Origin of the sequence: Mycobacterium hubeiense (genome assembly GCF_002838065.1) — a bacterium.
Lineage (GTDB): Bacteria > Actinomycetota > Actinomycetes > Mycobacteriales > Mycobacteriaceae > Mycobacterium > Mycobacterium hubeiense.
The window spans coordinates 21,203-45,559 of record NZ_PIZU01000038.1 but is presented as its reverse complement, the minus strand read 5'-3'; the positions used below and the strand labels follow the sequence as shown (position 1 = coordinate 45,559).

At 66.1% G+C, this 24,357-nt stretch carries 19 protein-coding genes and 1 pseudogene; 9 read left to right on the top strand and 11 right to left on the bottom strand.

Annotated features, from left to right (window positions below; all coding sequences use genetic code 11):
* Nucleotides 1-1,089: 1,089 nt before the first annotated feature.
* Both CWS39_RS22905 and CWS39_RS22900 read left to right on the top strand, forming a co-directional pair.
* Complete coding sequence (locus CWS39_RS22905; RefSeq protein WP_102145195.1) at nucleotides 1,090-1,845, top strand: GIY-YIG nuclease family protein; 756 nt, start codon at nucleotides 1,090-1,092, stop codon at nucleotides 1,843-1,845.
* Nucleotides 1,846-2,147: 302 nt separating this feature from the next.
* The gene (locus CWS39_RS22900) at nucleotides 2,148-4,067 is read left to right on the top strand and encodes a hypothetical protein (RefSeq protein WP_142386910.1); all 1,920 of its coding nucleotides are present in this window, start codon (nucleotides 2,148-2,150) and stop codon (nucleotides 4,065-4,067) included.
* Here CWS39_RS22900 and CWS39_RS22895 read toward each other — a convergent pair.
* Nucleotides 3,957-4,418 (bottom strand): annotated as a pseudogene (locus tag CWS39_RS22895) (RDD family protein); the annotation flags it as partial. The gene CWS39_RS22900 and the pseudogene CWS39_RS22895 overlap by 111 nt on opposite strands.
* 347 nt (nucleotides 4,419-4,765) lie before the next feature.
* Nucleotides 4,766-5,329: a DUF3060 domain-containing protein gene (locus CWS39_RS22890; protein ID WP_102145193.1), complete on the bottom strand. Its 564-nt coding sequence runs from the start codon at nucleotides 5,327-5,329 to the stop codon at nucleotides 4,766-4,768.
* A 266-nt stretch (nucleotides 5,330-5,595) separates the two neighbouring features.
* On the opposite strand from CWS39_RS22890, the gene CWS39_RS22885 reads away from it, so the two are divergent.
* Nucleotides 5,596-6,474 (top strand): peptidoglycan recognition protein family protein, encoded by an 879-nt coding sequence (locus CWS39_RS22885; protein ID WP_102145192.1) that lies wholly within the window; start codon nucleotides 5,596-5,598, stop codon nucleotides 6,472-6,474.
* A 37-nt stretch (nucleotides 6,475-6,511) separates the two neighbouring features.
* Here CWS39_RS22885 and CWS39_RS22880 read toward each other — a convergent pair whose 3' ends face one another.
* The 4 genes from CWS39_RS22880 to CWS39_RS29770 all read right to left on the bottom strand — a co-directional run bounded on the left by CWS39_RS22880 (nucleotide 6,512) and on the right by CWS39_RS29770 (nucleotide 10,425).
* Nucleotides 6,512-7,213 carry a cutinase family protein gene (locus CWS39_RS22880; protein ID WP_102145191.1) on the bottom strand — a complete coding sequence of 234 codons (702 nt, stop codon included), beginning with the start codon at nucleotides 7,211-7,213 and terminating at the stop codon, nucleotides 6,512-6,514.
* A gap of 131 nt (nucleotides 7,214-7,344) precedes the next feature.
* Nucleotides 7,345-8,232 carry a universal stress protein gene (locus CWS39_RS22875; protein ID WP_102145190.1) on the bottom strand — a complete coding sequence of 296 codons (888 nt, stop codon included), beginning with the start codon at nucleotides 8,230-8,232 and terminating at the stop codon, nucleotides 7,345-7,347.
* Entirely contained in the window at nucleotides 8,229-10,049 is a 1,821-nt protein-coding gene (locus tag CWS39_RS22870) for an amino acid permease (protein ID WP_102145189.1), read from the bottom strand. Before CWS39_RS22870 ends, CWS39_RS22875 begins: the two co-directional genes overlap by 4 nt.
* Before the next feature lie 109 nt (nucleotides 10,050-10,158).
* On the bottom strand, nucleotides 10,159-10,425 hold the full coding sequence (locus CWS39_RS29770; protein ID WP_233213641.1) for a PucR family transcriptional regulator: 267 nt from the start codon (nucleotides 10,423-10,425) through the stop codon (nucleotides 10,159-10,161).
* 518 nt (nucleotides 10,426-10,943) lie between these two features.
* Here CWS39_RS29770 and CWS39_RS22860 point away from each other — a divergent pair.
* Nucleotides 10,944-11,927 carry a YncE family protein gene (locus tag CWS39_RS22860; protein WP_233213640.1) on the top strand — a complete coding sequence of 328 codons (984 nt, stop codon included), beginning with the start codon at nucleotides 10,944-10,946 and terminating at the stop codon, nucleotides 11,925-11,927.
* Between the two features lie 41 nt (nucleotides 11,928-11,968).
* Here CWS39_RS22860 and CWS39_RS22855 read toward each other — a convergent pair whose 3' ends face one another.
* Nucleotides 11,969-12,277: a hypothetical protein gene (locus CWS39_RS22855; RefSeq protein WP_102145187.1), complete on the bottom strand. Its 309-nt coding sequence runs from the start codon at nucleotides 12,275-12,277 to the stop codon at nucleotides 11,969-11,971.
* A 103-nt stretch (nucleotides 12,278-12,380) separates the two neighbouring features.
* Between CWS39_RS22855 and CWS39_RS22850 the strand changes: the two genes are divergently transcribed.
* Complete coding sequence (locus tag CWS39_RS22850; protein WP_199178265.1) at nucleotides 12,381-14,012, top strand: fatty acid--CoA ligase; 1,632 nt, start codon at nucleotides 12,381-12,383, stop codon at nucleotides 14,010-14,012.
* A gap of 71 nt (nucleotides 14,013-14,083) precedes the next feature.
* Here the strand turns inward: CWS39_RS22850 and CWS39_RS22845 are convergent, their stop codons facing one another.
* Together CWS39_RS22845 and CWS39_RS22840 are read right to left on the bottom strand one after the other, a co-directional pair.
* On the bottom strand, nucleotides 14,084-15,274 hold the full coding sequence (locus tag CWS39_RS22845; protein WP_102145186.1) for a lipid-transfer protein: 1,191 nt from the start codon (nucleotides 15,272-15,274) through the stop codon (nucleotides 14,084-14,086).
* Nucleotides 15,275-15,348: 74 nt separating this feature from the next.
* Nucleotides 15,349-16,848 carry a serine/threonine-protein kinase gene (locus tag CWS39_RS22840; protein WP_102145185.1) on the bottom strand — a complete coding sequence of 500 codons (1,500 nt, stop codon included), beginning with the start codon at nucleotides 16,846-16,848 and terminating at the stop codon, nucleotides 15,349-15,351.
* A 98-nt stretch (nucleotides 16,849-16,946) separates the two neighbouring features.
* Between CWS39_RS22840 and CWS39_RS22835 the strand changes: the two genes are divergently transcribed.
* The 3 genes from CWS39_RS22835 to CWS39_RS22825 all read left to right on the top strand — a co-directional run bounded on the left by CWS39_RS22835 (nucleotide 16,947) and on the right by CWS39_RS22825 (nucleotide 19,850).
* Nucleotides 16,947-18,011, top strand: coding sequence for an NAD(P)H-dependent amine dehydrogenase family protein (locus CWS39_RS22835; protein WP_199178264.1), 1,065 nt, complete (start codon nucleotides 16,947-16,949; stop codon nucleotides 18,009-18,011).
* Between the two features lie 106 nt (nucleotides 18,012-18,117).
* Nucleotides 18,118-18,969 (top strand): class II glutamine amidotransferase, encoded by an 852-nt coding sequence (locus tag CWS39_RS22830; RefSeq protein ID WP_102145184.1) that lies wholly within the window; start codon nucleotides 18,118-18,120, stop codon nucleotides 18,967-18,969.
* Nucleotides 18,970-18,992: 23 nt separating this feature from the next.
* Nucleotides 18,993-19,850, top strand: coding sequence for a patatin-like phospholipase family protein (locus CWS39_RS22825; RefSeq protein ID WP_102145199.1), 858 nt, complete (start codon nucleotides 18,993-18,995; stop codon nucleotides 19,848-19,850).
* 1 nt (nucleotide 19,851) lies between these two features.
* Here CWS39_RS22825 and CWS39_RS22820 read toward each other — a convergent pair whose 3' ends face one another.
* The gene (locus tag CWS39_RS22820; protein ID WP_102145183.1) at nucleotides 19,852-20,862 is read right to left on the bottom strand and encodes a patatin-like phospholipase family protein; all 1,011 of its coding nucleotides are present in this window, start codon (nucleotides 20,860-20,862) and stop codon (nucleotides 19,852-19,854) included.
* Between the two features lie 4 nt (nucleotides 20,863-20,866).
* A complete protein-coding gene (locus CWS39_RS22815; RefSeq protein WP_233213639.1) occupies nucleotides 20,867-22,498 on the bottom strand; it encodes a SulP family inorganic anion transporter in 1,632 nt (543 codons plus the stop codon).
* A 49-nt stretch (nucleotides 22,499-22,547) separates the two neighbouring features.
* Here CWS39_RS22815 and CWS39_RS22810 point away from each other — a divergent pair, with 49 nt between their 5' ends.
* Nucleotides 22,548-24,245 (top strand): SulP family inorganic anion transporter, encoded by a 1,698-nt coding sequence (locus CWS39_RS22810; RefSeq protein WP_233213638.1) that lies wholly within the window; start codon nucleotides 22,548-22,550, stop codon nucleotides 24,243-24,245.
* Nucleotides 24,246-24,357 lie beyond the last annotated feature (112 nt).

The following is a 24,357-nucleotide window of genomic DNA, read 5'->3' as shown; positions in this document are numbered from 1 at the left end:
CACAAAACGAGGTGTGCACCAAACCCGGGATGCTTCACCCCTCGCAACGGCATCCGTTTGGCCATGAGCAATTCGAGCGACCTGCGCCCGACGCGATGACGAAGGAGACTAGGAGCATGGGGTCGACCTATGACGACAGAAACCCTTCGCCTAAGACTGCTGACCAATGACACGTGCGCTACACCCTGCAGTGGGGTGTTCAGCGCGACGGACGAACGGCCAGCCCTGCCGCGCCTACGCAACCCACGGTGGTACAACGTGCGTCAAGCACTGCGGCGCAGCCCCGTCAGGTGATTGCCGCTGCCAAGCGGCGGCTTGAGGCGATGGCCGTTGCGGCAGCAGGTCGGTTGGGGCACTTGGCGTTTGATGACGAAGTACCGCCGAACGTCGGCCTGGCTGCGGCCAACAGCATTCTTGACCGCAACGTGCCTTCGGCACAAAGCAGGCCGTCGAAGTCGAAGTTGGGGTGAAGCTGTACGAGCAAGTGATTCAAGGCATTGCGCGCGGCCTCACACGTGCCGTACGCGGCCTGCCTGACCCGCCAGCCCTGCCCGTCGCAGACGGCCAATTGATCGGAGCCGAAATCACGCCCGACACATTGGCGCACGACGGCAGGAGTTCTTGTCGGGCCGCGGTCGGTTTCACGAGCCGGGCCGCCGTAAACGACCTAAGCGGCAGCTGTCGCTATGACGTGCCGGGGCCATCCACGTGGAGCAAATTTCTACTTGGAGCACATGGACCGTGACGCCAGCGCCCTCGCTGGTGCCCACATACGTGCTGCCGTGGCAATCCCGCAACACCTGACTTGGGTCACAGATGGATCGGCTCGATGTGCCCGACGATTCGCAAGGCCGGAGACCACAACCTCACCGCCGCCGACCCACTACCCGACGACCTGTGCAACGACTCATCAAGATCCGCGAAGACGGTGCGCACGAACTTAAGCTAAGTAGGGGCCAAAATTGGATCTGGAAGACCGGTCGCGCAAGGGGTGGCCGCAATGCAGCTACCATCTTTGACGTGGGGCCAATAGCACTCAGGAGTCTTCTCGGTGATCTCGATCCAGCCGAGTGCAAGCTACACTGCGCCGTGTTCAACGGCACCGACCACCCAATCGACGTCCTGACGCGCTCATGGGACGAGTGGGTGAAGTGGAGCCGGTGGCGACCCGCCCGAAATGAGTTCAACCGACAGTTCATCTTCACGCTGGCCCGGGACCGCAACGACCCGTCTCTCTGGCTATTTGGCGGCGTTTTCGAAGTTAAGGCTCGTGGAGACAAGCCGAACGCCCACTCGTACAAGATCGCGTTGCGTGACGACCTCATGGGTCCGTTGATCCAGCGCCTGTGGGTGAGGTTTCGCCCGACCGGTCGAGCCATCCGACTCAACATGGACACCTATCTCGACGACATCGAGGTGGTGTCCGTTTCCAAGCTTCCGTACACGGGTGAGCCATTTCCTGGGCACGACCGGATCAATCACACGTTTGGTGCATTAGAGACTGCAGTTACGCAAGAGTGGAATGACTGGCGCGGCGCCCTGCAATACATGAAGGGCGTGTACGTGATCCATGACATCTCGACTGGTCGGGCCTACGTAGGTGCGGCCTACGGTGACACCGGGATCTGGGCCCGGCTGCGCCAGTATGTCGATGGCCTGCACGGCAACAACGTCGCACTCAAGGAGCTAGTGGGGCAGAAGGGGCCTGAATACGCTCGGTCCAACCTCCGATTTGCGCTGCTGGAGTTTTGGTCTATGCGCACCCCCGACAATGAAGTCCTGGACCGGGAATCGTATTGGAAGGACGTTCTTCTGACCCGACAGTTCGGCCTCAACAAGAACTAGATGATCACGCCGGCGGCCCGCAGGAACCAGGGTTGCGCCATCAAAGGCCATCCCAACGCCAGGACACATCCTTGCAGTTCAACGCCCCGATTGGTCATATGTCATCAAAAGCAGCGAGTAGTCAAAACGCCAAGTGCGGCGTCCTAAAATCCGCACCATGTCGGTCGAGTGCGACCGCAGGCACTGGCATTCCCACCCGCATTGACGCCACTGGGCATCAATTGATCTCCCCGAAATTGGCCCGCAACCCCGAGCGCATCCGTTAGCCTCCCTAAGTTCGACGCACAAGGGGGCGGGGGAGCATGACGCGAGTTGCAGTGTGGGTTGGTGCCGGAGTATTCACGGCCGGGCTATCGGCGGCCGTGCTCGCGGGAGCGGGAACCGCCAACGCCGATGAGGACGGCTCATCGAAGCAGGAGGCGAAGGCGTCGTCGTCGCAGAACGACACTCAACGGCCCAACCGGAACAGGGGTCCGGCGAAGCAACAGCGGGCGAAAGCCGAAGCCGCCGACACCACAACCGCAGAAAAGTCGGCCGAGAAGACCGACAACGCCCAACAACGGACAGCGAAGTCCGCGGAATCCAACCGGCCAGCGCGCGAGGTCGCCGATTCCGTTCGGGTAAAGGCGCGCAAAGCGATTGAGGATTCCCGCCGCGACGTCCGAAACGCGGTACGCGAGATGGGCGACGCCGCTCGCAGTGCTGTCAGCGATGTCGCCGAGAGCGCAACACGCAATGTCACCGAGAGCGCACCGCGCATCGCCGAAGTCCGGGTTCGCCCGCCGATCAGCATCCGATCCGCGCTGACCAAGCCAAGTGAGCCCGTGGATTCACTTGCGTCGCAACCGGAACCGGCTACCGAACAGCGCGCCACTGTGGGCAAGACACTCCGCGAAGCCCTGACGCCGCCGACCCCGGCCCAGGACGATCCCGTCGAGGCCATCCACGACGTGCTGCGGACCCTCGGAGCAATCGTCCTCAATCCCGAGCCGCAGGACTATCCGAAACCGCTGTCGCTCGTCGGCGATGTCGTGTTCGACACCCTCGCCACGCTGGAACGGGCCGTTGGCGGCGACCCCGTCGTCCCGCCGGAACTGCGCGACAAGGTGGAGGTCAGCACGTCCACTCTCGTCATCTCCGAGGGCCACGAAGTCGAATCCAACTGGTACTTCCCCAACACCGAGGAGGGTGAACCCGCGCCCACCCGGCTGATCTATCTGCAGCACGGCTTCCTGGCGAATGGGCCGCTCTACAGCTACACCGCGTCCTATCTAGCCGACCAGACCAACAGCATCGTCGTCACCACCACCTACACGTCGAACCCGTTCGAGGCCGACGGCATGTGGCTGGGCGGCGACAACCTGCACGAGGCGGTCGCGCAGCTGTTCCTCGATCCTGAGCGTACGGCCCTGAATGCCAGCATGGACACCGCGGAACTCAAGGCCGGCCGGGCCGAGAACGTCGATGTGCCACTGCAGTTCGTCCTCGTCGGGCACTCGTTGGGCGGTGGCTTCGCGCCCGGAGTCGCCGGCTACTACGCCGAGGGGCTCACCCGCCGGCGCGAGCAGGGTCTGGACGCGCCCAATCACCTTGCCGGCGTGGTGATTTACGATGCGGTGCCGATGGGGTCGATCATCCCCGATGCCATGGAGCGGCTGGACGAATTGGAGACGAACGGGACCGCCGACCCCAGCGACGACGACCCGAACGACTACATCCCGATCTACGAGATCGGCGCCCCGCTGAATTACCTCAACGTGTTCAGCGACGTCAACGACCAGCTGACCGAGGCCAGGCCGGGGCAGTTCACCGGGGTGGTGCTCGAAGACGGCGTGCACATGGACCCGATGCAGGGCGGCAACCCGCTGATCCAGGTCGCTGCGTACGTCATCGCCGGATTCCCGCAGCCGCAGAACCCGCTGGCCGTCCGCGAGCTGTCGGCCGGATGGATCAACGACATGTTCGACGAGAAGATCGATCCCGCCACCGGGGCCTGCACCAGCGACTGCGCGGGACAGTACGGCGACGGCGACGACTCGTTCACCATCACCACGCCCGAGGGTGACGCGGTGGCGGTGCTCATCGGCTCCCAACGGGCCAAGGACCTCACCTCATTGCGAGCCATCAGCGTCACCGACTTCATCTCCGCGATCCCGGCCGGCGTGCTCAACGGCCTGCAGACCACCTGCGACCTGTTCACCGGAGGCAAATGCTCGGTCTGACGGTACGCACACTGTGTCCATGATCTTATCGGCGAACGTTTGCCGCTTGCTATCCCACAGCGGCCACAAGAAGCCGATATAGAACGCGGTGTCGATGAAGAAGTGGACGACCTGGCGAACCAGAGAGTTTTCGAATCCGATCGGCTCCCAGGTCTTTTCGCCGACAACTTTGAATTTCAGCACCGACTTGCCGACGCTTGAGCCGGTCCTGCCCTGTCGGTATCCCCAGTTCCAGACGCAGAAAGCCAACGCCAAGGGATAGCACGCCAGCGCAAGGATGAGGGCAATCGCGAGCAGGCTCTCCCCGTTCGACGAGTTGGTGGCGATTTGGCCGATCACTCCGCCGACGCCGAGCGCCAACGTCAATCTCATTGTGCACGCTGCTCGTTCGGTGCGGGTCGGGTCAATCCACGAAGGGCGATCATGAGGTTAGTGCGGGCATCATTCCGGCAGCGGTTCTTGCCGTGGCGGCTATCGGTTTCGCGAGCCCCGCTGCCGCAGACGATTTCAACGGCAGCTATCGCTATGAGGTCGACGGTCCATCGGAGTGGAGGGCGCCAGCATCTTCCCGTTGCTGCCGCCGGATCCGCCCATGTTCCCGCCGGCAGAGGAAGCGACCCTGCCCGACGTCACATTCCTGACCTGCGGAGCGCCCGGATCAGCCGCCGAATGCGCGAGAATCGTTTCGTGACACAACTTTAGCCCTGTTGTACGACGTTCGAGTCACCGGCGTTGGCCACCCGTGGCGTCCCCGAGTGGTATGTGACCCGATTACCCGTCCCGGACACGGCGATCGTATCGGCCGAGTCGACGCTGATCGCATGGTCAAAACCCGACACCGCGACGCTCGCGCAGTGCCCCGTGATCTCGAGCGTGTGGGAGAGACCGCTGATGATCACCGAGCCGCCGTCGCACGCGATCCTCTTGCGTGCGCCGACGCCCGTGACGATCACCGATCCGCCCGGCGGCGCACTCTCGACCGTCGGCACCGGCACTTCCCTCGTCCACGTGCTCGGGCTGCCAGAGTCCGCCTCTCGGGTTACGGGCGAACCGCCCTCCGAACTCCCCGCCGACACCATGTAGACGGTGCCGGCCACCGCGATTGAGCCGGCCGCGACCAACGCGAACACCAGCCACCAACCGCGAAAGTCCCGGGACGCCGCGTCGGCGTGACCCGTCCCCAATTCGGATGCGCGCGCAACGTCGACAAGAGGGCGCTCCAATTCCCGGACGCGGGCCTCGGGGTCGTCGTGAGAGTCCATGCACCGATACTCGCACGGCCGCGGCTAACCGGCCGATCGTGTCCAGAACGACGCAGATCGCACGGTCGGTACGGCTGGCGCTCAACCTTGGTAAACGTCAATATTCACCGGCACGGTATCGGGCAAAAGAGTTGGCGCATAGCGCATCCCGCCACCGATCACCGGCCTCGAAACACACGTAACATGGATGGTAGTTGGGGGCGCTTCGGGTCGCGCCGCACCGCTGGCGATGCGGCCCGACTTACCGCGAGAGGAAGGGATTTTCGTTGCCCCAGACACGGCCATGGATCGGCGACCCGATCTGGCTCGCCGACGTGCTGCGCGCCGAGGGCGTCGACCTCGTCGAGTACCCCGGCTGGCGTAACCGTGGCCACGGCGATTTCAAGGACATCCGCGGTGTCATGGTGCACCACACCGGGTCTGACCACGCCAGCGCCGCATCGATCGCCAATGGCCGACCCGATCTCGCCGGGCCACTTTCGCAGCTGCACATCGCCCGCGACGGCACCGTCACCGTCGTCGCGCTCGGCGTCGCGTGGCACGCGGGCGTCGGCATGTACCCGTGGCTGCCCGCCAACATGGGCAATTGGCACCTGATCGGCATCGAGTGCGCCAACAGCGGAACCAGTCCCACCGCACCCCATCGCACGAATTGGCCTGACGCACAGTACTTTGCGCTCGTCCGCTGCTGCGCGGCGATCAATCGCCGACTCGCGCAGAACTCCAGCCGCACCATCGGTCACAAGGAGTATGCCGGTCGGGCGCAAGGCAAATGGGATCCCGGCGCCATCGACATGGACATCCTGCGTGCTGACATTCAGGCCAGGATCGGCATCATCCCGCATCCTGCCCCGACGCCCCGCCCGCCGGTCCCCGTCGGCCAGTACGCCGACATCCTGCTGTTCCGCGGATCGGAGGGCCCGCAGGTCGCCGAACTACAGCGGCGGCTCAAGTACGGCTATGCGGCATACGCCGGGCATCTGGTGGTCGACGGGATCTTCGGGCCCCAAACCGAGGCCGCCGTCAGGGAATTCCAGCGCCGCACCCGGGGTCTGAAAGTGGACGGCATCGTCGGCCCGGCGACCGCCGCTGCGCTGCGGCTGAATGTCGTGCAACCCCAGCTATTGGTTGCCGCAGAAAGTTGAACAGCGCGGTTCATCCGCGCGCTACACGCGAGTCCAACTAAAGCCGCCCGACCGCGAATGCCGCTGCCTCCCCGGCCATTCCATTCACGGTGTACAGCCCGTGCGCAAAGCTCGGTCCGCCCGCAGGCGCACCGTTGCAGATGGTGTCCTCCGGAACGCACAGCTTCAGCGTCTTGTCGGTGTACGACGGCCCGATCACGATGGGCGGCGCGCCGATGTCGCGCATGAACTGATCGGACGGCAACCCGAACAGCACCACCGCGGCGACGTGCCGGCTCACCTCATCCGGCATGGGATCGGGGATGTACTGCATGTACTCGGGCGGCACTTCCTCCGGTACGTCGGCGGCGGTGACATAGCCGGCGACAACCGCGCCCTGCGAGTACCCGCCGATCACGATCCTGGTGTCCGGGCAGTTCGCGGCCGTGGCCTCGACATGGCTGGCCGCATCTCGGATTCCGTCGACGACGGTCCGCGCGAATTGGATGCGATCGCCGAAGTCGCCGCTGGCCGGGTAGTTCACCGGATACACCGAGACCGTTCTCGGCGCGGCCTGTGCACGCAGCGCGTCGACGAACGCCTGTCCCGTCGCACCGACCCCCGGCGGCTCGTAGGTACCCCGAGCGAAGACCAGTTCGACGTCAGGGCACGGTTGCGCAGACGCGGTGGGTATGGGTACGCCGAACAACGCCCAGCTCACCGCGACCGCAACACCGAGGATCAATTTGACCAAACGCATCTCAACTCCCACCGATTCGCAACCCCGACCTATCGACGGGCAGGGAGTACCCAAAACTCGGCAAATCAAAATCCCCCGACGTTATGGGGCTGATCTGCGGTCAAATCAGCGGCATCGTCAAAATGCGCGAGCTACGCCCGAGTTCGCCGCGGCACGATCATCACCGGCACCGGCGAATGCCGCAGGATCTTCGACGCGGCCGAACCGAGGAACACCTGCGCGGTCTGCGCGGCGGCGCCAGATCCGAGCACCAGCATGTCGCCGGCTGCCCAGGGCACACTTTCGACGGCCTCGCGCCAATCGTGACCGCTGCCGACCACCACGTCGACGTCGGGAACGGCCATGCGCTCACGAACAGCGTTGAGCTGCTTGACGATATCGTCGTACATTCGCCGCGACCACTGTTCGACGACCAGATCCTCCGCGGAGCGTTCGATCGAGCCGCCGAACATCGTCACCGGCCGCACGGTGAACGACACCATCCGCAACGACACCGACCATTCCTTCGCCAACTCCGCGACCGCGGGGACCAGCCCGTTGATGTCGGCGTCGCCGCCGTACGCGGCCGTCAGCCGGCGCAGTGGACCCTGCTGCAGCGCGTACCCACGCGGCGCGATCGCCACCGGCACCTCCACGGTGTGCACCAGTCGTTCGGTGACGCTGCCCAATGCCACCCGGCCCAGCAGACCTGACGACGACGATCCGACCGCCACCAAAGAGACCGCATGCGCCGTCGCCAACTCGATCAAACCCGTTGGGATAGAAGTCGATTGGTGCACCACGGTCGATATCTCGAGGTCTTCGGGCAACTGACCCGCCGCGCGGTCCAATGCTTCTGCCGCCTGCGATGTCACATACCGCAGATATTCGTCCTCGACCGGATCGCCGCGCGGCGGCCACGGCCGCTCGACTATCGCTGCCGCGACGACCTTTTCGCCTGTGCCACGCGCGATCTGGGCCGCCAGGTTGATCGGTGCGCTGCCGTGCCGGCTCGCGCTGAATCCGGCGAGGATCGTCATGGCACGGGTTCCTCCGTTTGTAGCCGCGACACCACATGGGTGACCGGCACGTCGTACCGTTCACGGGCGCGGTCCACCACATCGAATCGGTGCCACACCGATTCTTCGGGCGGCAGCGTCGAGATCACGATCTGATCGGGATGGAACGATTCGACGGCCGACGCCAATGCCCGCAGCGGTCGATAGTCGCCCAATTCGCCGTTCGCGTCGAGGTTTTCGGAGCGCAGGATGCTCAGCGTGTGGTCCAGCCGTCGCTGCGCGGCCTCCTGGGTTGCCTCTGCGATATCCAGCGGTCCGTGGGTGGACGCGACGCCGGTGTCGATCGGGCTGGCCGGCACCACCACACGGTAGGTGGTCTCCTGGTCCGCGCCGATCCGGCGGAGCTCGTCGAGCAGCTCGGCCGAGCCGACCGTCTGATTGGCCAGCACCAGCACGCGATGGGGGCGGCCCGTCGGCGCGGCGCCCTCGACGACGGGCCGGCGATTGACGTACCACCGGTTCAAGAAGTACAGCCCGACGACGACGGCCCACGACAGCAGGCTCAGCACCAGTTGCGAACGGACATTCGCCTGAAGGCCCATCTGAATCAGGATCGCCACGATCCCGCCCGCGGTGATGATCGACAGGACCGGGAACAGCCACATCTTCACCTTCAGCTCGGAATCCGGGGTGCGCCGGCGCAATATGATTTGCGAGACCGCGATGAGCAGGTAGACGAACAGGATCACCGCGCCGCTGGAGTTCAGCAGGAACGCAAAGATGGTGTCCGGCGAGATCGCTGCGGCAATGACGCACAAGAAGCCGACGACCGAGGACGCGAGTATCGCGATCGCCGGCACCCCGCGCCGGGTCACCTGGACCAGCTGCGCGGGCGCTTCCCGCCGAGCGGCGAGGACGAACAACATCCGCGACGCGGTGTACATACCCGAGTTCAGACAGCTCAGCACCGCCGTCAACACCACCGCGTTCATGATGTGGTCGGCGTACGGAATGCCCATCTCCGTGAATGCGGAGACAAAGGGGGATGCGCCGGCTTCCTCGTCGTTCCACGGCAGGATGACGGCCAGCAGGAACGTGGACCCGACGAAGAACACCGCGATGCGGGTGATCACCGAGTTGGCCGCCTTGGCCACCGCTCGCTCCGGGTCCGCCGATTCCGCGGCGGCGATTGTCGCGATCTCCGCGCCGACCATCGAGAAGATCACCGTGACCACACCCACCGTGACCGCCATGACACCCATCGGGAAGAACCCGCCGTGGCTCCACAGGTTGGAGAAGTCCATCGCCTTGTCGGGCCACAGCCCGAGCACGAACAGCCCACCGAGGGCTATGAACACCACGATCGCGGCCACCTTGATGCCGGCGAACCAGAACTCGAACTCACCGAAGGACGACACCGAGAACAAGTTCGTCGCGGTCATCAAGATCATCAGGATCAGGGAGCAGAACCACAGCGGGATGTCGATCCAGTACTGGATGATCTTCGCGCCCGCGATCGCCTCGAAGCCCACGACGATCACCCAGAAGTACCAGTACAACCAGCCGACCGAGAAACCCGCCCAGTTGCCCATCGCGGCGCGCGAGTAGTCCGCGAACGATCCGGTCGACGGGTTCGCGACGGCCATCTCGGCCAGCATCCGCATCACCATGATGATCAGCACGCCGGCAAGCGCGTACGTGAGGAATGCGCCAGGGCCGGTGTCGCCGATGACGACGCCGGAGCCGACGAACAGGCCGGCGCCGATGACGCCGCCGATGGCGATCATGCGCAGCTGCCGCTGGCTCAGCGCCTTTTTCAGTGTTGGTGTTCCAGCCATCGCCGGCTCCTGCCCGAAGTGATCTGCGTCACATTTGAACGTATGCCCCCGTGGCGTGGCGGGGTGGCCGAATGAGCGGCGAATTTGTCCCGAAAGTTGGTCGTGCGGTTCAGACAACAGTCGGACGGGGCGTATACAACCCGGCGAGGACGGCCAGCCGCAGGCTGAGCGTCAGCTCGAAGCGGGTCTCACCGTCACTGAGGTGGCTGCCGATCGCCTCGGCGAGCTTGTCCAGCCGGTAGTACAGCGTCGACCGATGCAGGTGCAGCTCGCGAGCGGTCTTGCGGGCGTCGCCGCCGTTGGTGAGATACACGTCGAGCGTGTGGACCAGATCGCCCCGGTCGTGCTCGAGCAGGCCGACGATGCCGGGGTGCACCAATGCGGCCAGATCATCGGGGTAACTCTCGGCCAGTAGCGCGGGATCGGTTTGGCGGCAACGGGAACGGGCCGTGAACGCGCGGTGGCCAGCGAATGCGAACCGGGGCCGAGGCGGTGGACATGACGATGCGTCGGGCGGGGCGCCGGGACCGGCTTGTGCAACATGTGGAGTTTGCTGGCGTGTCTGGATGTGATTTACCGCTCATTTTTCGCGGCAATGCTAAGAATCGCGCATTTGTGACACGTTCCGTGGTGAACGAAATTCGATAGCGAGACAGTCATATATGCAGCTAGACAGCATGCTCATGCTTGCTGAGATGAGTTGCTAGCGCAATAGCCAAGAGTTTCCTAAGCGCACTCTGAGAGCTTCTCGCGGCTGGTTCGCGATTCGTCATTGCGCCGTCGCGGAGCCCGAATTTTCGTCGCTAGACTCGACCCGGATCGCGCCAGACGGGCGCGAATAGAGCTGAACTCAAGTGCCGGCACGAGCCAGGCCGGCGGAGGTACCCCATGAACATGGCAAATGCCGCCCTGCCCACCGAATGTGCCGTCGCGGTCGAGTGCGGACCCGTCGGCGACTTCGGCGTCGATGCCGACGGCGGCAAGATCGTCGTGACCAACCCCGCCGACCACAGTGTTTTGGTGCTCAACCGCGACACCCTGGCCGTCGAGGGATCCATCGCGGTGCCGCAGCCGTTCGCCGCACTCGTCGCCGACGATCGCGCCTACGTCACCGCCGCGACCGAGGGCACCGACGGCGTCGCGGTCCTCGACACCAACACGATGAGCGTGATCGCGACCTACCCGCTGGCGTTCAGCATCACCGCGCTGGCGATCAGCCCCGACGGCAAGCGGGTCTATGCCGGCCGGACCGGCACGGACCGCGTCGACATCGCGGTCATCGACACCACCGCGGAGCGGGTCGGCACCATCGACATCGCCCACGGGCCGGGCATCAGCGCCGACGCCGTGCGGGTGGATCCGCTCGGCCGGCGCCTGTACGTCGCGACCACCGATGCGCGCGGCAGCCAGCTGGTCATCGTCGACATCGAAACGGCCCAGGTCGAGGGCAGCGTGTGGATCGGGTCGCCGATCCGCGACCTCGCGCTCGGCGCGGACGCCACCGCATACGTGCTGAGCTCGGATCGGGCGCATGGCGGCATCGTCGACGTCGTCGACCTGGCCGCCAAGCGGATCACCGACACCGTCACGCTCGGCGGTGCGCCCACGCAGCTGGTTCTCAGCACCGATGGTGCGCGCGTGTACGTCGTCGACTACGACCGCGTTGTGGTGTTGTGCGCGTTGACAAATGAGCTTCTCGAGACCGTCCAGGTCGGCGCCCGGCCGTCGTGCGTCGCGGCCACGCGGGACCGCCTGTATGTTGCCGACTACTCCGGTGGGATCAGCGTGTTCTCCGTCTCGACCGAGTCGCCGATGCTCTACTCGCAGTTCCTCGCGACGGATCCCATCGCGGTGCCCGAACTGGTGACTTCGGCGTAGCTGGTCGCGGTGAGCGCGACCCTACGCGCCGAAATCGCACGCTAGCGGGTGCAGTCCAGCGTCACCGAGATCGACTGACTGACGATCCTCGGGATCAGCACCGAATTGTCGCGATCGCCCGGCCCGATGTAGGGCACCAGCTGCGTGATGGTCTTCGGATTGCGGACATTGGTCACGACGCACTCATTGATCGGCGCGGTGCCGATCCGGTCGATGTTGACCGTGTAGCCCTCGCCCTGCAGCCGATTGATCAGCTCCTGCGGTGTCTCCGCCGACGCGAGGCCCGCAGGCGCGGCGATCACCCCGCCCGCCACTGCGGCCGCAGCGGCCAGCGCCCATGTAGTACGCATAACCGCGCCTCCCGTCGTTTGCACCGTCAATGATCCTCCAGATACATCGTCGTGGCGACTCATTTCGTTCCCGGCGTCCCGACCGTTCACTAGCATCGGGCCGATGCAAAGCACCATGCAGAACGTCCCGCTGACCATCACGGCCATCCTGCGTCACGCCTGCACCGTCAACGGCGATCGCACCGTCACCACCGCGACGGGTCAGGGCGGCTATCGCAGTATCACCTACCGCGAGCTCGGGGAGCAGGCGGCGCGGCTGGCCAACGGGCTGCGCCGCCTCGGCATCACCGGCGACCAGCGTGTCGGCACCTTCATGTGGAACAACGCCGAACACATGGCCGCCTACCTCGCCGCCCCCGCGATGGGCGCGGTGCTGCACACCCTCAACATCCGGCTGTCGCCCGATCAGATCGCCTACATCGCCAACGAGGCGGAGGATCAAGTGATCGTCGCGGATCTGTCGTTGACCGCTGCGTTGGCGCCGGTGTTGCCGCTGCTGGACACCGTGCACACGGTGATCGCCGTGGGGGAGGGCGATCTGGAGCCATTGAGCTCGTCGGGTAAAACGGTGCTGCGCTACGACGAGGTGCTGGCCGCCGAATCGCCGACGTTCGACTGGCCTGAGCTGGATGAGAACTCCGCGGCCGCAATGTGTTACACCAGCGGCACCACAGGAAACCCGAAAGGTGTTGTCTACAGTCATCGTTCGAGCTATCTGCATTCGTTGACGGTGTGCACCGCCAATGCGCTGGACGTGGGATTCACCGACTCGGTGCTGCCGATCGTGCCGATGTTTCACGCGAACGCGTGGGGGTTGCCCTACGGCGCGATGATGGCCGGTGCCGCCCTGGTGCTGCCCGACCGGTTCATGGACGCGCCGTCGCTGATCGACCTGATCGAAACGCAGCGCCCGACGATCGCCGGTGCGGTGCCGACGATCTGGAACGACGTCCTGCATTGTCTGGAAAAGAATCCGGGACATGACATTTCGTCGCTGCGATTGGTCGCCTGCGGCGGATCGGCGGTGCCGCTGTCGCTGATGAAGGAGTTCGAGGAGCGCCACGGCGTGCGGATCCAGCAGGCGTGGGGGATGACGGAGACCTCGCCGCTGGCCACCGTGGCGTGGCCCGCGCCGGGCATCACCGGCGATCAGTATTGGGCGCTGCGCGCTACCCAGGGCCGACCGATGTGCGGGGTCCAGACGCGCATCGTCGACGACGAGGGCAACCCGCTGCCGCACGACGGCAAGGCCGTCGGCGAACTCGAGGTACGCGGCCCGTGGATCACCGGCGGCTATTACCGCGGCAAGGACGACTCCAAGTTCGACAACGGCTGGTTGCGCACCGGCGACGTGGGCCGCATCGACGAGCTCGGCTACGTCACGTTGACCGACCGCGCCAAGGACGTCATCAAGTCCGGCGGGGAATGGATCTCGTCGGTCGAGCTGGAAAACCACCTCATCGCCCACCCGGCGGTGCTGGAGGCCGCCGTCGTGGGCGTGCCCGACGACCGTTGGCAGGAGCGCCCGCTGGCGGTGGTGGTGCTGCACGAAGGCGCCTCGGCAACGCCGGACGAGTTGCGAGAGTTCCTGGCGGACAAGGTGGTTCGCTGGTGGCTACCCGAACGGTGGGCGTTCGTCGACCAGGTGCCGCGCACCAGCGTCGGCAAGTACGACAAGAAGACCATCCGCGCCCGCCACGCCGAAGGCGCCTACGAGGTAATCACCCTCGACTAGCGCGAGCAGACGCAGAATCGCACTGCGGGCGCCTGAATCGTGCGATTCTGCGTCTGCTCGCGATGGGAGATCTACCGCTCGGCGCGCTGGTAGGCGGTGACGACGGCCGCGCCGCCGAGGCCGATGTTGTGCTGCAGCGCGGCGTTGACGTCGGGCACCTGCCGCTTGTCGGCGGTGCCACGCAGCTGCCACGTCAACTCCGCGCACTGCGCCAAACCCGTTGCGCCCAAAGGATGCCCCTTCGAGATCAGCCCGCCGGACGGGTTGACCACCCAGCGACCGCCGTAAGTGGTGTCGTTGTTGTCGATCAGCTTCGGCGCCTCGCCCTCACCGCACAGCCCCAGCGCTTCGTACAGCAGCAACTCATTGGCCGAGAAGCAGTCGTGCAGCTCGATGACCTGGAAATCGGACGGCCCCAGTCCGCACTGGTCGTAAACCTGGCGCGCCGCTTGGACATTCATGTCGTAGCCGATCAGGTTCTTGGCACTGCCGTCGAACGTCGACTCGAAGTCGGTCGTCATCGCCTGACCGACGATTTCGACTGCCTGCCCGGCCAATCCGTGCTTGTCGACGAATGCCTCGCTGGCCAGGATCGCGGCGCCCGAGCCGTCGGACGTCGGTGAGCACTGCAGCTTGGTCACCGGATCGGAGATCATCTTCGCCGCCATGATGTCCTCGAGCGTGTAAGACTCCTGGAACTGGGCGTACGGGTTGTTCACCGAATGCTTGTGGTTCTTGTACCCGATCTTCGCGAAATGCTCTGCGGTGGAGCCGTGTTGGCGCATGTGCTCGCGTCCCGCGGCGGCGAACATCCACGGCGCGACGGGCATCGCGAACTCGTCGATCTCGGCCATCGCCTTGACGTGGCGGCCCATCGGCGATTCACGGTCGCTGGCGCCGCCCTGCAGCGAGCCGGGCTGCATTTTCTCGAAACCCAACGCGATCGCACAGTCGGCCAGCCCGCCGCGGATTGACTGCGCCGCAAGGTACAACGCCGTCGAACCAGTGGAGCAGTTGTTGTTCACGTTGACGATCGGAATGCCGGTCATGCCCAGCTCGTAGAGCGCCCGCTGCCCCGACGTCGAGTCGCCCGTGCAGTAGCCGACGTAGCCCTGCTGCACCTGCGAGTACTCGATGCCCGCATCCTCAAGCGCTTTGGTGCCGGACTCCTTGGCCATCTGTGGATAGTCCCAGCCCTCGCGGCGGCCCGGCTTCTCGAACTTCGTCATCCCCACGCCCACGACGAAAACCTTGTTCGGCATAACGCACATCCCTTCGCTGTCCTGCGATCGACAGAAACATACGCGCGGGCGGGTGTCTAGAGCGGGGTCATTCTTCAGGCGTATTTCAGCCACCATTTGTGCAGGTCGTCGATGCTGGGGCCCTGCGCGTCGGCCAGCAGCAGCGCCGAATCTTTGGTCCAGATGAGGTCTGGGCGGCCCTGGTATGTGCCGCACGCGATCGAGCCCTCCGCCTTGGTCGGCGTCGCGTTGTAGTGCCAGCTGGTCGGAGAGTCGACCGCGCTGCCCGGGCAGCGCTGCAGCTGCGAGTTCTCCTTGATGGCCTCGTTGAAGTGGTTGGCCAGCGTCGCGAGGTCGGGGAACAGCGAGTAGCGCGCGGCGGCCGGCCCACCCGGCGCCGAGCTCTTGCCGCAGTCGACGGTGGCCAGCGCGCCGGGTGCCGGCGGGCGGATCGATTTGCACGCGTCGTCTGCATAGCTCTTGGGCAACAACGCAAGTAGCCGCGAATCGGGGCTGTCCGCGGGCACCTCGGCGGCCTCGGTGGCGGTCACCGGCGAGCCCGCGTCGGACGCGTCGCGCCCGGCCAGCCACCAGATGCCGAACGCGCCGAACAGCGCGACGACGACCGCCCCCGCGGCCAGGATCGCCACCCACGGGGTGCGATTGCGGCGAACCGGCGGCGGCGTGGGCGCCACATACTGTGGCGCAAACACCGGCGCGGCCGGTACCGCGGGGCGCGGCAGGACCGTCGTCGCTCGATCGGCCAATGCGGCCTCGGCCGCCGCCGCCATCTCACCGGCGCTGGCGTAGCGATCGGCAGGCTTCTTGGCCATCCCGCGCGCGATCACCGCATCGAAGGCCGTGGGGACGCCCGGCCGCACCTGGCTCGGCCGAGGCGGAGGTTCCATCAGATGCGACGTGATGACGACGCTGACACTGTCGCCGGGGAAGGGCTGCGAGCCGGTGAGGCATTCATGCAGCACGCAGGTCAGCGCGTAGAGGTCGGCGCGATAGGTCACCTCGTCCTTGGTGAACCGTTCCGGCGCCATGTACGCGTACGTGCCGACGGCGGTGCCCAGTTCGGTGATGTGTTGGTCGGTGGCGGCGTTGGCGATGCCGAAGTCGACCAGGTAGGCGAAGTCGTCTCGGGTGATCAGGATGTTCTCGGGTTTGACGTCGCGATGCATCACGCCGCTTTCGTGCGCGGCGTCCAGCGCGGAGGCGATCTGGCGGATGATCGTCACCGCCCGCGCGGGTTTCATGGGTCCGTACTGTTTGAGCAAGCTGCGCAGATCAATGCCGTCGATCAGTCGCATGTCGACGTAGAGCAGTCCGTCGATCTCGCCGTAGTCGTGGATCGGCACCACGTGCGGCTCCTGCAGACGACCCGCGGAGTGCGCCTCGCGTTGCAGCCGGGTGCGGAACACCGGGTCGTGAGACATCTTCTCCGGCAAGAGTTTCAGCGCGACGATGCGGTCCTTGACGGTGTCCTCCGCTTCGTAGACTTCGCCCATCCCACCGCGGCCGATCAACCGCCGCAAGCGATATGGTCCGAAGTCCGAGCCTGCCCGTGAATCCTCGTCGGTGCCGCTCATACGCCGTCGCCTCCAGCTAACACCGTAACGCTTAAAGCGGCGCCGTCGGCTGGATCAGTGGTGTAGACCTACATAGAACGTGTTCTAGTTCGAAAGGTATGGGCATGGTGTTGCGTGTCGTGCAGTGGGCCACCGGCGGCGTCGGTGTCGCCGCGATCAAGGGCGTGCTCGAACACCCCGACCTCGAGCTGGCCGGCTGCTGGGTGCACTCGCCGGACAAGGCAGGCAAGGACGTCGGCGAGATCATCGGAACCGACGCTCTCGGTGTCACCGCGACCAACAGCGTCGACGACATCCTGGCGCTGGATGCCGACGCGGTGATCTACGCCCCGCTGCTGCCCAACCCCGACGAGGTGGCCGCACTGCTACGGTCCGGCAAGAACGTCGTGACGCCGCTCGGCTGGTTCTATCCCGGCGAGAAGGACGCGCCACTGCGCGCTGCGGCCCTGGAGGGCAATGCCACGCTGCACGGCACCGGCATCGCCCCCGGCGGCATCAGTGAGAAATTTCCGCTGCTGCTGTCGGTGATGACGACCGGCGTGACTTTCGTTCGCGCCGAGGAGTTTTCCGATCTGCGCACCTACAACGCCCCAGACGTGTTGCGCTACGTGATGGGTTTCGGCGACACGCCCGAAAAGGCGTTGTCCGGTCCGATGCAGAAGCTGCTGGACGGTGGCTTCATTCAGGCCGTGAAGATGGTCGTCGACAAAGTCGGATTCAATGCCGATCCGAAAATCCGCACCTCCCAAGAGATTGCAGTCGCTACCGCGCCAATCGATTCGCCGATGGGCGCGATCCAGCCGGGACAGGTCGCCGGCAGGCGCTTCCACTGGGAGGCGCTGGTGGGCGACGAGGTCGTTGTGCGAGTCACCGTCAACTGGCTGATGGGTCAGGAAAACCTCGATCCCGCATGGACTTTCGGTCCGGCAGGCGAGCGCTACGAAATGGAGGTTCGCGGTAACCCTGACTTCACCGTCACCGTGAAGGGCTTCCAACCCGAAAGCGTCGAAGCCGGTTTGAAGAGCAACCCGGGAATCGTCGCGACAGCGGCGCACTGCGTGAACTCCGTTCCGGCGGTGTGCGCGGCCGAGCCCGGTATCGCCACCTACTTCGACCTGCCGCTGTTCAGCGGTAAGTCCGCGCCAGCGCTTCGCTCGGCCTAGGGCTACTGCAGGTCCTCTACTCCTTGTTCGACGAAATTGCGCTGATGGCTGTGATTTCCGCGAAACCGCAACCGTGGGTGCAATCTCAACGAGGAGGATCGGGTTCATGTGCCGATTGTTCGCACTGCATGCCGGTCGGCGGGTGGTGACCGCCACCTTCTGGCTGTTGGAGGCACCGGACAATCTCGCCGAGCAGAGCCGGCGCAACCCGGATGGCACCGGGCTGGGGGTGTTCGACAGCGACGGTCAGCCGGTAGTACGCAAACAGCCGATCGCCGCGTGGCATGACGCTGCTTTCGCCACTGAGGCCCACGACATGACCGGGACGACGTTCGTCGCGCACGTGCGGTACGCATCGACCGGTGCCCTCGACGCCGTGAACACTCACCCCTTCCTGCAGGACGGGCGGATCTTCGCGCACAACGGTGTGGTCGAGGGCCTCGACGTGCTCGACGCCCGACTGCATGAACTGGGCGTCGACGGCCTGGTGGCCGGCCAAACCGACTCCGAGCGGGTCTTCGCGCTGATCACCGCCACGATCCGCGCTACCGACGATGTCGGCGCAGGCATTGTCGAGGCGGTCGGCTGGCTGGCCGACCACGTTCCGATCTATGCCGTCAACCTGGTGTTGAGCACGGCCACCGACGTATGGGCGCTGCGCTACCCCGACACCCATGCGCTGTACATGCTCGACCGCCGTGACGTCGCGCACACGCGGCTGCGGATGCGCACCCCTGGTATCAGCGCGCATTCCGACGACCTGACGACCGAGCCTTCGGTGGTTTTCGCCAGCGAGCCGATGGACGACGACCGTTGGCAGCTCGTGCGATCCGGTGAGCTGGTCCACGTCAACGCGGACCTGCAGGTCACGAAAAAGCTCGCGTTCGTACAGCCACCTCGCCATCAGTTACGCGTACAAGATCTGACGCCCGAAGCCGCCGCATCGCAGCACCCGTGAGCGCGCTGGCACACTCGAAGCCCGTGACTACCAAACATGCACTGGTGCTCGCGGGCGGCGGCATCGCGGGAATCGCCTGGGAGACCGGCATTCTGCGGGGAATCGCCGACGAATCGCCGGAGACGGCGAAAGCCCTGTTGGAATCCGACGTGCTGGTGGGCACGTCAGCCGGCTCCACGGTGGCCGCCCAGCTGAGTAGCGGGCTGGACCTCGACGCGCTCTACGAGCGACAGATCGCGGCGTCCTCGGTCGAGATCAACCCCCGCATCGGCGTCGACGAGATCACCGAGATGTTCGTCGCCGCGATGATGGAGCCGAACACGTCCACCGCCCAGAAGCTGCAGCGCATCGGCGAGATCGCGCTGTCCACCCCGACCGTCGACGAGTCCGTGCGCCGCGACGTGATCGCGCGCCGACTGCCGTCGCACGACTGGCCGGACCGGGTCCTTCGCATCTCGGCGATCGACACCGCCACCGGCGAACTCGTCGTCTTCGATGCGGACTCCGGCGTCGGCCTGGTCGACGCGGTCGCCGCCAGCTGCGCGGTGCCCGGCGTCTGGCCGCCGGTGACCATCGACGGCCGCCGCTACATGGACGGCGGCATCGGCAGCAGCGTCAACATGGTGCTGGCCGGCGACTGCGGCACCGCGGTGGCGCTGGTGCCGTCGGGCCGCTCGGCGCCGTCACCGTTCGGCGCGGGTGTGGCCAAGGAAATCGAAGCCTGCGGCGGCCGGGCCTTCGGGGTGTTCGCCGACGACGAGTCGCTGGACGCATTCGGCGCCAATCCGCTCGATCCGGCGTGCCGGGTGCCGTCGGCGCTGGCCGGTCGGGAGCAGGGCCGACGCGAGGCCGCCGCCGTCGCGCAATTTCTTGCCGGCTGAGTCAGCCTTCCGGAGCGGGCGTCTCGGTGGTGTCCCTGGCATCGAGCACCGCAGCCGCCAAATCATGGCCGACGTCGATGACCTCGGCGGCGCGGTGGAAATCCAGGCTGCGGCAGACGGTGCGGGGCACTTCGATCAGCACGTCGGGCGGGTAGCCGGCCAGCGTGTGGCGCGCCAGCGCGGCCTGCGCGATATCGATGGTGCGGTTCATCACGTCGAAGCTGCGCAGCTTCGGCAGCGGCATCTCCTTGGCGGCGTCGACGAGCTCCTCGTCGCTGTCCCCGTCGGGGTTGCCGCCGAACCGGCTCAACATGGACCGCGCAGTCGGCGTGTCCAGCACGGCGCGGGCGGCGGGGCTGTCCAGGTTGTCGAGCATTGACGCGGTGCTGCGCCACATCCGGCTGAGCCACTCGGCCCTCGCCCGAGGCTCGGCGTCGACGGGCTCCTCGCGGCCGCCCGCCTCGCTCCCGGCCAGGCTGACCGCGATGGTGAGGTCGGCGTTGACGGCGGCGATCGGCGCCATCGGCAACGGATCGAGGATGCCTCCGTCGGCCAGCAATCGGCCGTCGAGCACATGCGGGGCGATGACGCCCGGGATCGCGATCGACGCGCGGATCGCCGCGTCGAGCGGACCGCGCTGCAGCCACACCGACTTGCCGGCGATCAGGTCCGTCGACACGGCGGTGTAGGGGATCGGCAGCTGCTCGATGGTGACGTCGCCGACGATCTCGCGGACGGCGTCGAGGATCTTCTCCGCCCGCAGCACCCCGGCCGCGGTGATCGACGGGTCGAGCAGCCGCAGCACCGCGCGTTGGGTCAATGACTTTGCCCAGTCGGCGAATTCGTCGAGTTTGCCCGCCGCCTGCAACCCGCCGACGAGCGCGCCCATCGACGACCCCGCGATCCCGACGATGTCGTAGCCGCGGGCTCGCAGCTCGTTGATCACCCCGATGTGGGCGTAGCCGCGCGCGCCACCGCTGCCCAGGGCAAGCGCGACGCGAGTGCCAGCCATGGGCCTATTCTCGCGCGACGGCCGCCGCGACGGTGTCGAAGTAGCGGCCCTGCGCCTCCACTTCTGCCCACCACGGCCAGCGTCGGGCCATGTCATGCACGCCGGGGCGCATCGCGGCGTAGCGCACCTCGATACCGGCGTCGGCCAAGGCGGATTCCATGTCTCGCCACCCGTCCAGCACCGTCGTGCTCACCCGCGGCAACCGGGACAGATCCAGCACCACGGCCGTCGGCCGAGGATCCTGCTCAGTGGCCAGACGCTGCACCGCCGCGGTGTTGGTCCGCAGATTCGCGGCGTACAAACCGATTTGGAACCGCAGCACCAGCGGGTCGGCCGGCACCACCGCTGCGTCCGGATCGGCGGCCCGGCCATCGATCAGCGCTACGACGTGCGATTGGTTGAGTTCCCGCAACACCAGATAGAGCGTCAGCAACACGCCCACGGCGACGGCAGGCAACAGCCCGACCGTCAGCCCGAACACCGCGACGATCACTGCGAGCGTGAACTCCACCTTGTCGAACCGGTACAGCCGGGCCAGCGCCCCGATATCGACCAGACCCAGCACCGCCACCACCACCATCGCGCCGAGCGTGGCCTGCGGCAGGTTGCTGAGCACCGGCGCCAAAAACAGTGCCACGAAGACCGCCAGCAGGGCGGTCACCAGCCCGGACACCTGGGTCCGCGCACCGGCACGCAAATTCATCCCGGTTTGCGAGAAGCCGCCCGCCGGAGGCAGGCTGTGGAAGAACGAACCGAGAACTGCCGCAAGGCCATTGGCGGACAGCTCCCTGTCGGCGTCGATCGGTGGTTCGTCGGCACGCCGAACACCGCGAGCCACCGCCGCAGTCTCCAGAAACGCCATCAACGCAATGGCCAGCGCGCCCGGAACAAGCTGGCCGATATGATCGAGGGCCGGTAAACCGGGCAGCGGAATACCCTGCGGCACTTCAGGTATCAGCGCAACGCCCATCGACGGCAGCCCGCCGAAGGCCGCCAACCCAATACCCAGCACCACCACGACCAGCGGGCCGGGCACCAGCGGGGCAAACCTACCGATCAGCAACAGCAGCGTGACGCTGACGATCGATACGGCCACGGTCACCAGGTTGGCGTCGCCGATTTGACGCACCGCCGACCACAGCATCCCGAAGAACCCGGTGGCCGACGGATTCTCGGTAACGCCCAGCAGTTTGGGCAACTGCGCCACCGCGACGGTGAGCCCGACGCCGACCTTGATCCCGGTCAGCGTTGCTTCGCTGACATTCTCGATGACCGAGCCGAGCCGCAGCAACCGGGCGATCAACAGGAAAACACCGACCAGCAGGGTCAGCGTGATCAGGTGCGATTGCGCGTCGGGCGAGCCCGCCGCGATGCCCGCGCCGATCATCGTCGAGGCGGTCAGCGTGGCGATCGTCGACGTGGTGGTGACGCTCGCGGTGCGTGAACATCCGATGAACGCGTACACCACCAGCGGCACCATGCAGGTGTAAAGCCCAATCTGCACGGGCATTTTCGCCACCGTCGCGTAGGCCATTGCCTGCGGAATCACGACAGCACCGGTAGCGAGTCCGGCCAGCACGTCGGTGCGCAACCACGGGCGTCGATAGGGAGAAATCGCCGGGCTCAGGACCTTCACTGCGCAAGTATCGCCCGGCGCGCGCCCCACAATGGCAAGGTTGTTCAGCGTGACCGCACCATCGAAGCTGCGAAGCGCAATGAAGGGTCTCGGGCGCCCGCGACCCCGTGACGCGGTTTCCGGCCTGGTGACCGGACTGTTCTCCATACCCGAGGGCATGGCCTACGCGAGCATCGGCGGGTTTAATCCCGTTGCGGGGCTTTATGCGGGCATGGTGCCCGGCATCATCGGCTCGCTGTTCGCGCGCACCGTGTTGATGGTGACAACGTTGACCAGCGCCATCGCGCTGACCTCGCGCAGCGTGCTGGACGACGCCGGCCTCGATCCGACTGACCCGGCCAATATCGCCGCGCTGGCCATCGTCGTCGGCGCGGTGATGCTGCTCTTCGGGCTGCTGCGGTTCGGCGCGATCATGAACTTCGTCTCCAATGCGGTGATGACCGGCTTTTCGACCGGCATCGCCCTGCAGATCATCGCCGGGGTGCTGCACGACGCCACCGGCTATCGGCCCGAGAGCGGCAACACCATCGGCAAGTTCATCGACGCGTTCGCGCATGTCGGGCAGTGGGAAGTCGCCGCGGTGGCTGTCGCGCTGGGCACCGTTGCGGTGTGGGCGGTGTTCCACTTCATCAAACCGCTGGAATCTTTCGCCATTCTGATCGCACTCGTGGTGGTCACCGCGGTGGTGGCGATCGCGAGGATCGAGGTCGAGACCGTCGGCAATATCGCGTCCATCGCGAATTCGCTTCCCCCGCTGACCCTTCCGAACGTCGGCGCCATGCCGGAGTTGGTGATCGGCGGTGTGGCGGTCGCCCTGGTCGCGCTCGCTCAGGCCGCCGGCATCTCAGCGGCGGTGCCCAACCCCGACGGCAGCCGCAGCAACATGAACGGGGACTTCATGGCGCAGGGCGCGGCCAACGTCACCGGCGGGCTCTTCGGGGCGCTGCCCACCGGCGGGTCGTTGTCGCGAACCGGCGTCGCCACTTCTGCGGGGGCGCAGACCCGCTGGGCGGGCATCTTCGCCGGCATCTGGCTTCTGCTGCTGGTGCTGCTGGTCGGCTCGGTGGCCGAGATCATTCCGATGCCGGTGATCGGCGGGCTGATTCTGGTGATCGGGATCGAGCTGGTGACCGGGCGATGGGCGGACATCAAGATGGTGTTCCGGGTTGCGCCGCTGTCCGCCATCGCGATGGTGATCACCTTCCTGGCGACCACCCAACTGCCGCTGCACATCGCGATCTTCATCGGTGTCGTCACGTCGCTGGTGCTCTACTGCGTCAAGGCCTCGCAGGCGGCTCAATTGGTGGCGCTGCAGCCTAGCGACGGCGGATGGCGGATCGCGCCGGTGCCGGACCGCGTCGCAGACAACGATGTGACCGTGCTGCACTACCAGGGCGTCGGGCTGTTCGCCGAGGTGGCCCGTATCGACGAGGAATGGCCCAAAGTGGACGGCTCGCGCAACGCCGTCGTCGTACTCAGTCTGCGTGCCCTGCCCGACGTGCCGTCGTCGGTGGCGATCAAGGCATTGCGCCGGTGGGCCGACGGCCTGAAATCCCACAACGGCCGGCTGTACATCGCGGGGGTGGACTCGGCCACCGCCGAGATCTTCCAACGGGGCGGCATCACCGACATCGTCGGCGAGGACGGCATCGTGCCGGGGACCGATGTGGCTTTCGAAGCCGTCGACACCGCCGCAGCCCGCGGCCGGGAGTGGATCGCCGCGCAGGGTGGCTCGGACGCCTCATAGCCTCGACGCCTCGAGTGTGCGCCCACAGCGTCCAGTGTGCGCCCACCGCGTCGCGCCGCGAGAAATCCCGCAGCCAGCGCACATTCGACGCAGCCAAGGCCCACTCGCATGG

Coding starts and splice junctions, on each gene's coding strand:
- CWS39_RS22900 (WP_142386910.1), top strand. CDS start 2,148: ATGACGCGAGTTGCAGTGTGGGTTGGTGCCGGAGTATTCACGGCCGGG.
- CWS39_RS22890 (WP_102145193.1), bottom strand. CDS start 5,329: ATGGACTCTCACGACGACCCCGAGGCCCGCGTCCGGGAATTGGAGCGC.
- CWS39_RS22880 (WP_102145191.1), bottom strand. CDS start 7,213: ATGCGTTTGGTCAAATTGATCCTCGGTGTTGCGGTCGCGGTGAGCTGG.
- CWS39_RS22875 (WP_102145190.1), bottom strand. CDS start 8,232: ATGACGATCCTCGCCGGATTCAGCGCGAGCCGGCACGGCAGCGCACCG.
- CWS39_RS22870 (WP_102145189.1), bottom strand. CDS start 10,049: ATGGCTGGAACACCAACACTGAAAAAGGCGCTGAGCCAGCGGCAGCTG.
- CWS39_RS22860 (WP_233213640.1), top strand. CDS start 10,944: ATGGCAAATGCCGCCCTGCCCACCGAATGTGCCGTCGCGGTCGAGTGC.
- CWS39_RS22855 (WP_102145187.1), bottom strand. CDS start 12,277: ATGCGTACTACATGGGCGCTGGCCGCTGCGGCCGCAGTGGCGGGCGGG.
- CWS39_RS22850 (WP_199178265.1), top strand. CDS start 12,381: ATGCAAAGCACCATGCAGAACGTCCCGCTGACCATCACGGCCATCCTG.
- CWS39_RS22845 (WP_102145186.1), bottom strand. CDS start 15,274: ATGCCGAACAAGGTTTTCGTCGTGGGCGTGGGGATGACGAAGTTCGAG.
- CWS39_RS22840 (WP_102145185.1), bottom strand. CDS start 16,848: ATGAGCGGCACCGACGAGGATTCACGGGCAGGCTCGGACTTCGGACCA.
- CWS39_RS22835 (WP_199178264.1), top strand. CDS start 16,947: ATGGGCATGGTGTTGCGTGTCGTGCAGTGGGCCACCGGCGGCGTCGGT.
- CWS39_RS22830 (WP_102145184.1), top strand. CDS start 18,118: ATGTGCCGATTGTTCGCACTGCATGCCGGTCGGCGGGTGGTGACCGCC.
- CWS39_RS22820 (WP_102145183.1), bottom strand. CDS start 20,862: ATGGCTGGCACTCGCGTCGCGCTTGCCCTGGGCAGCGGTGGCGCGCGC.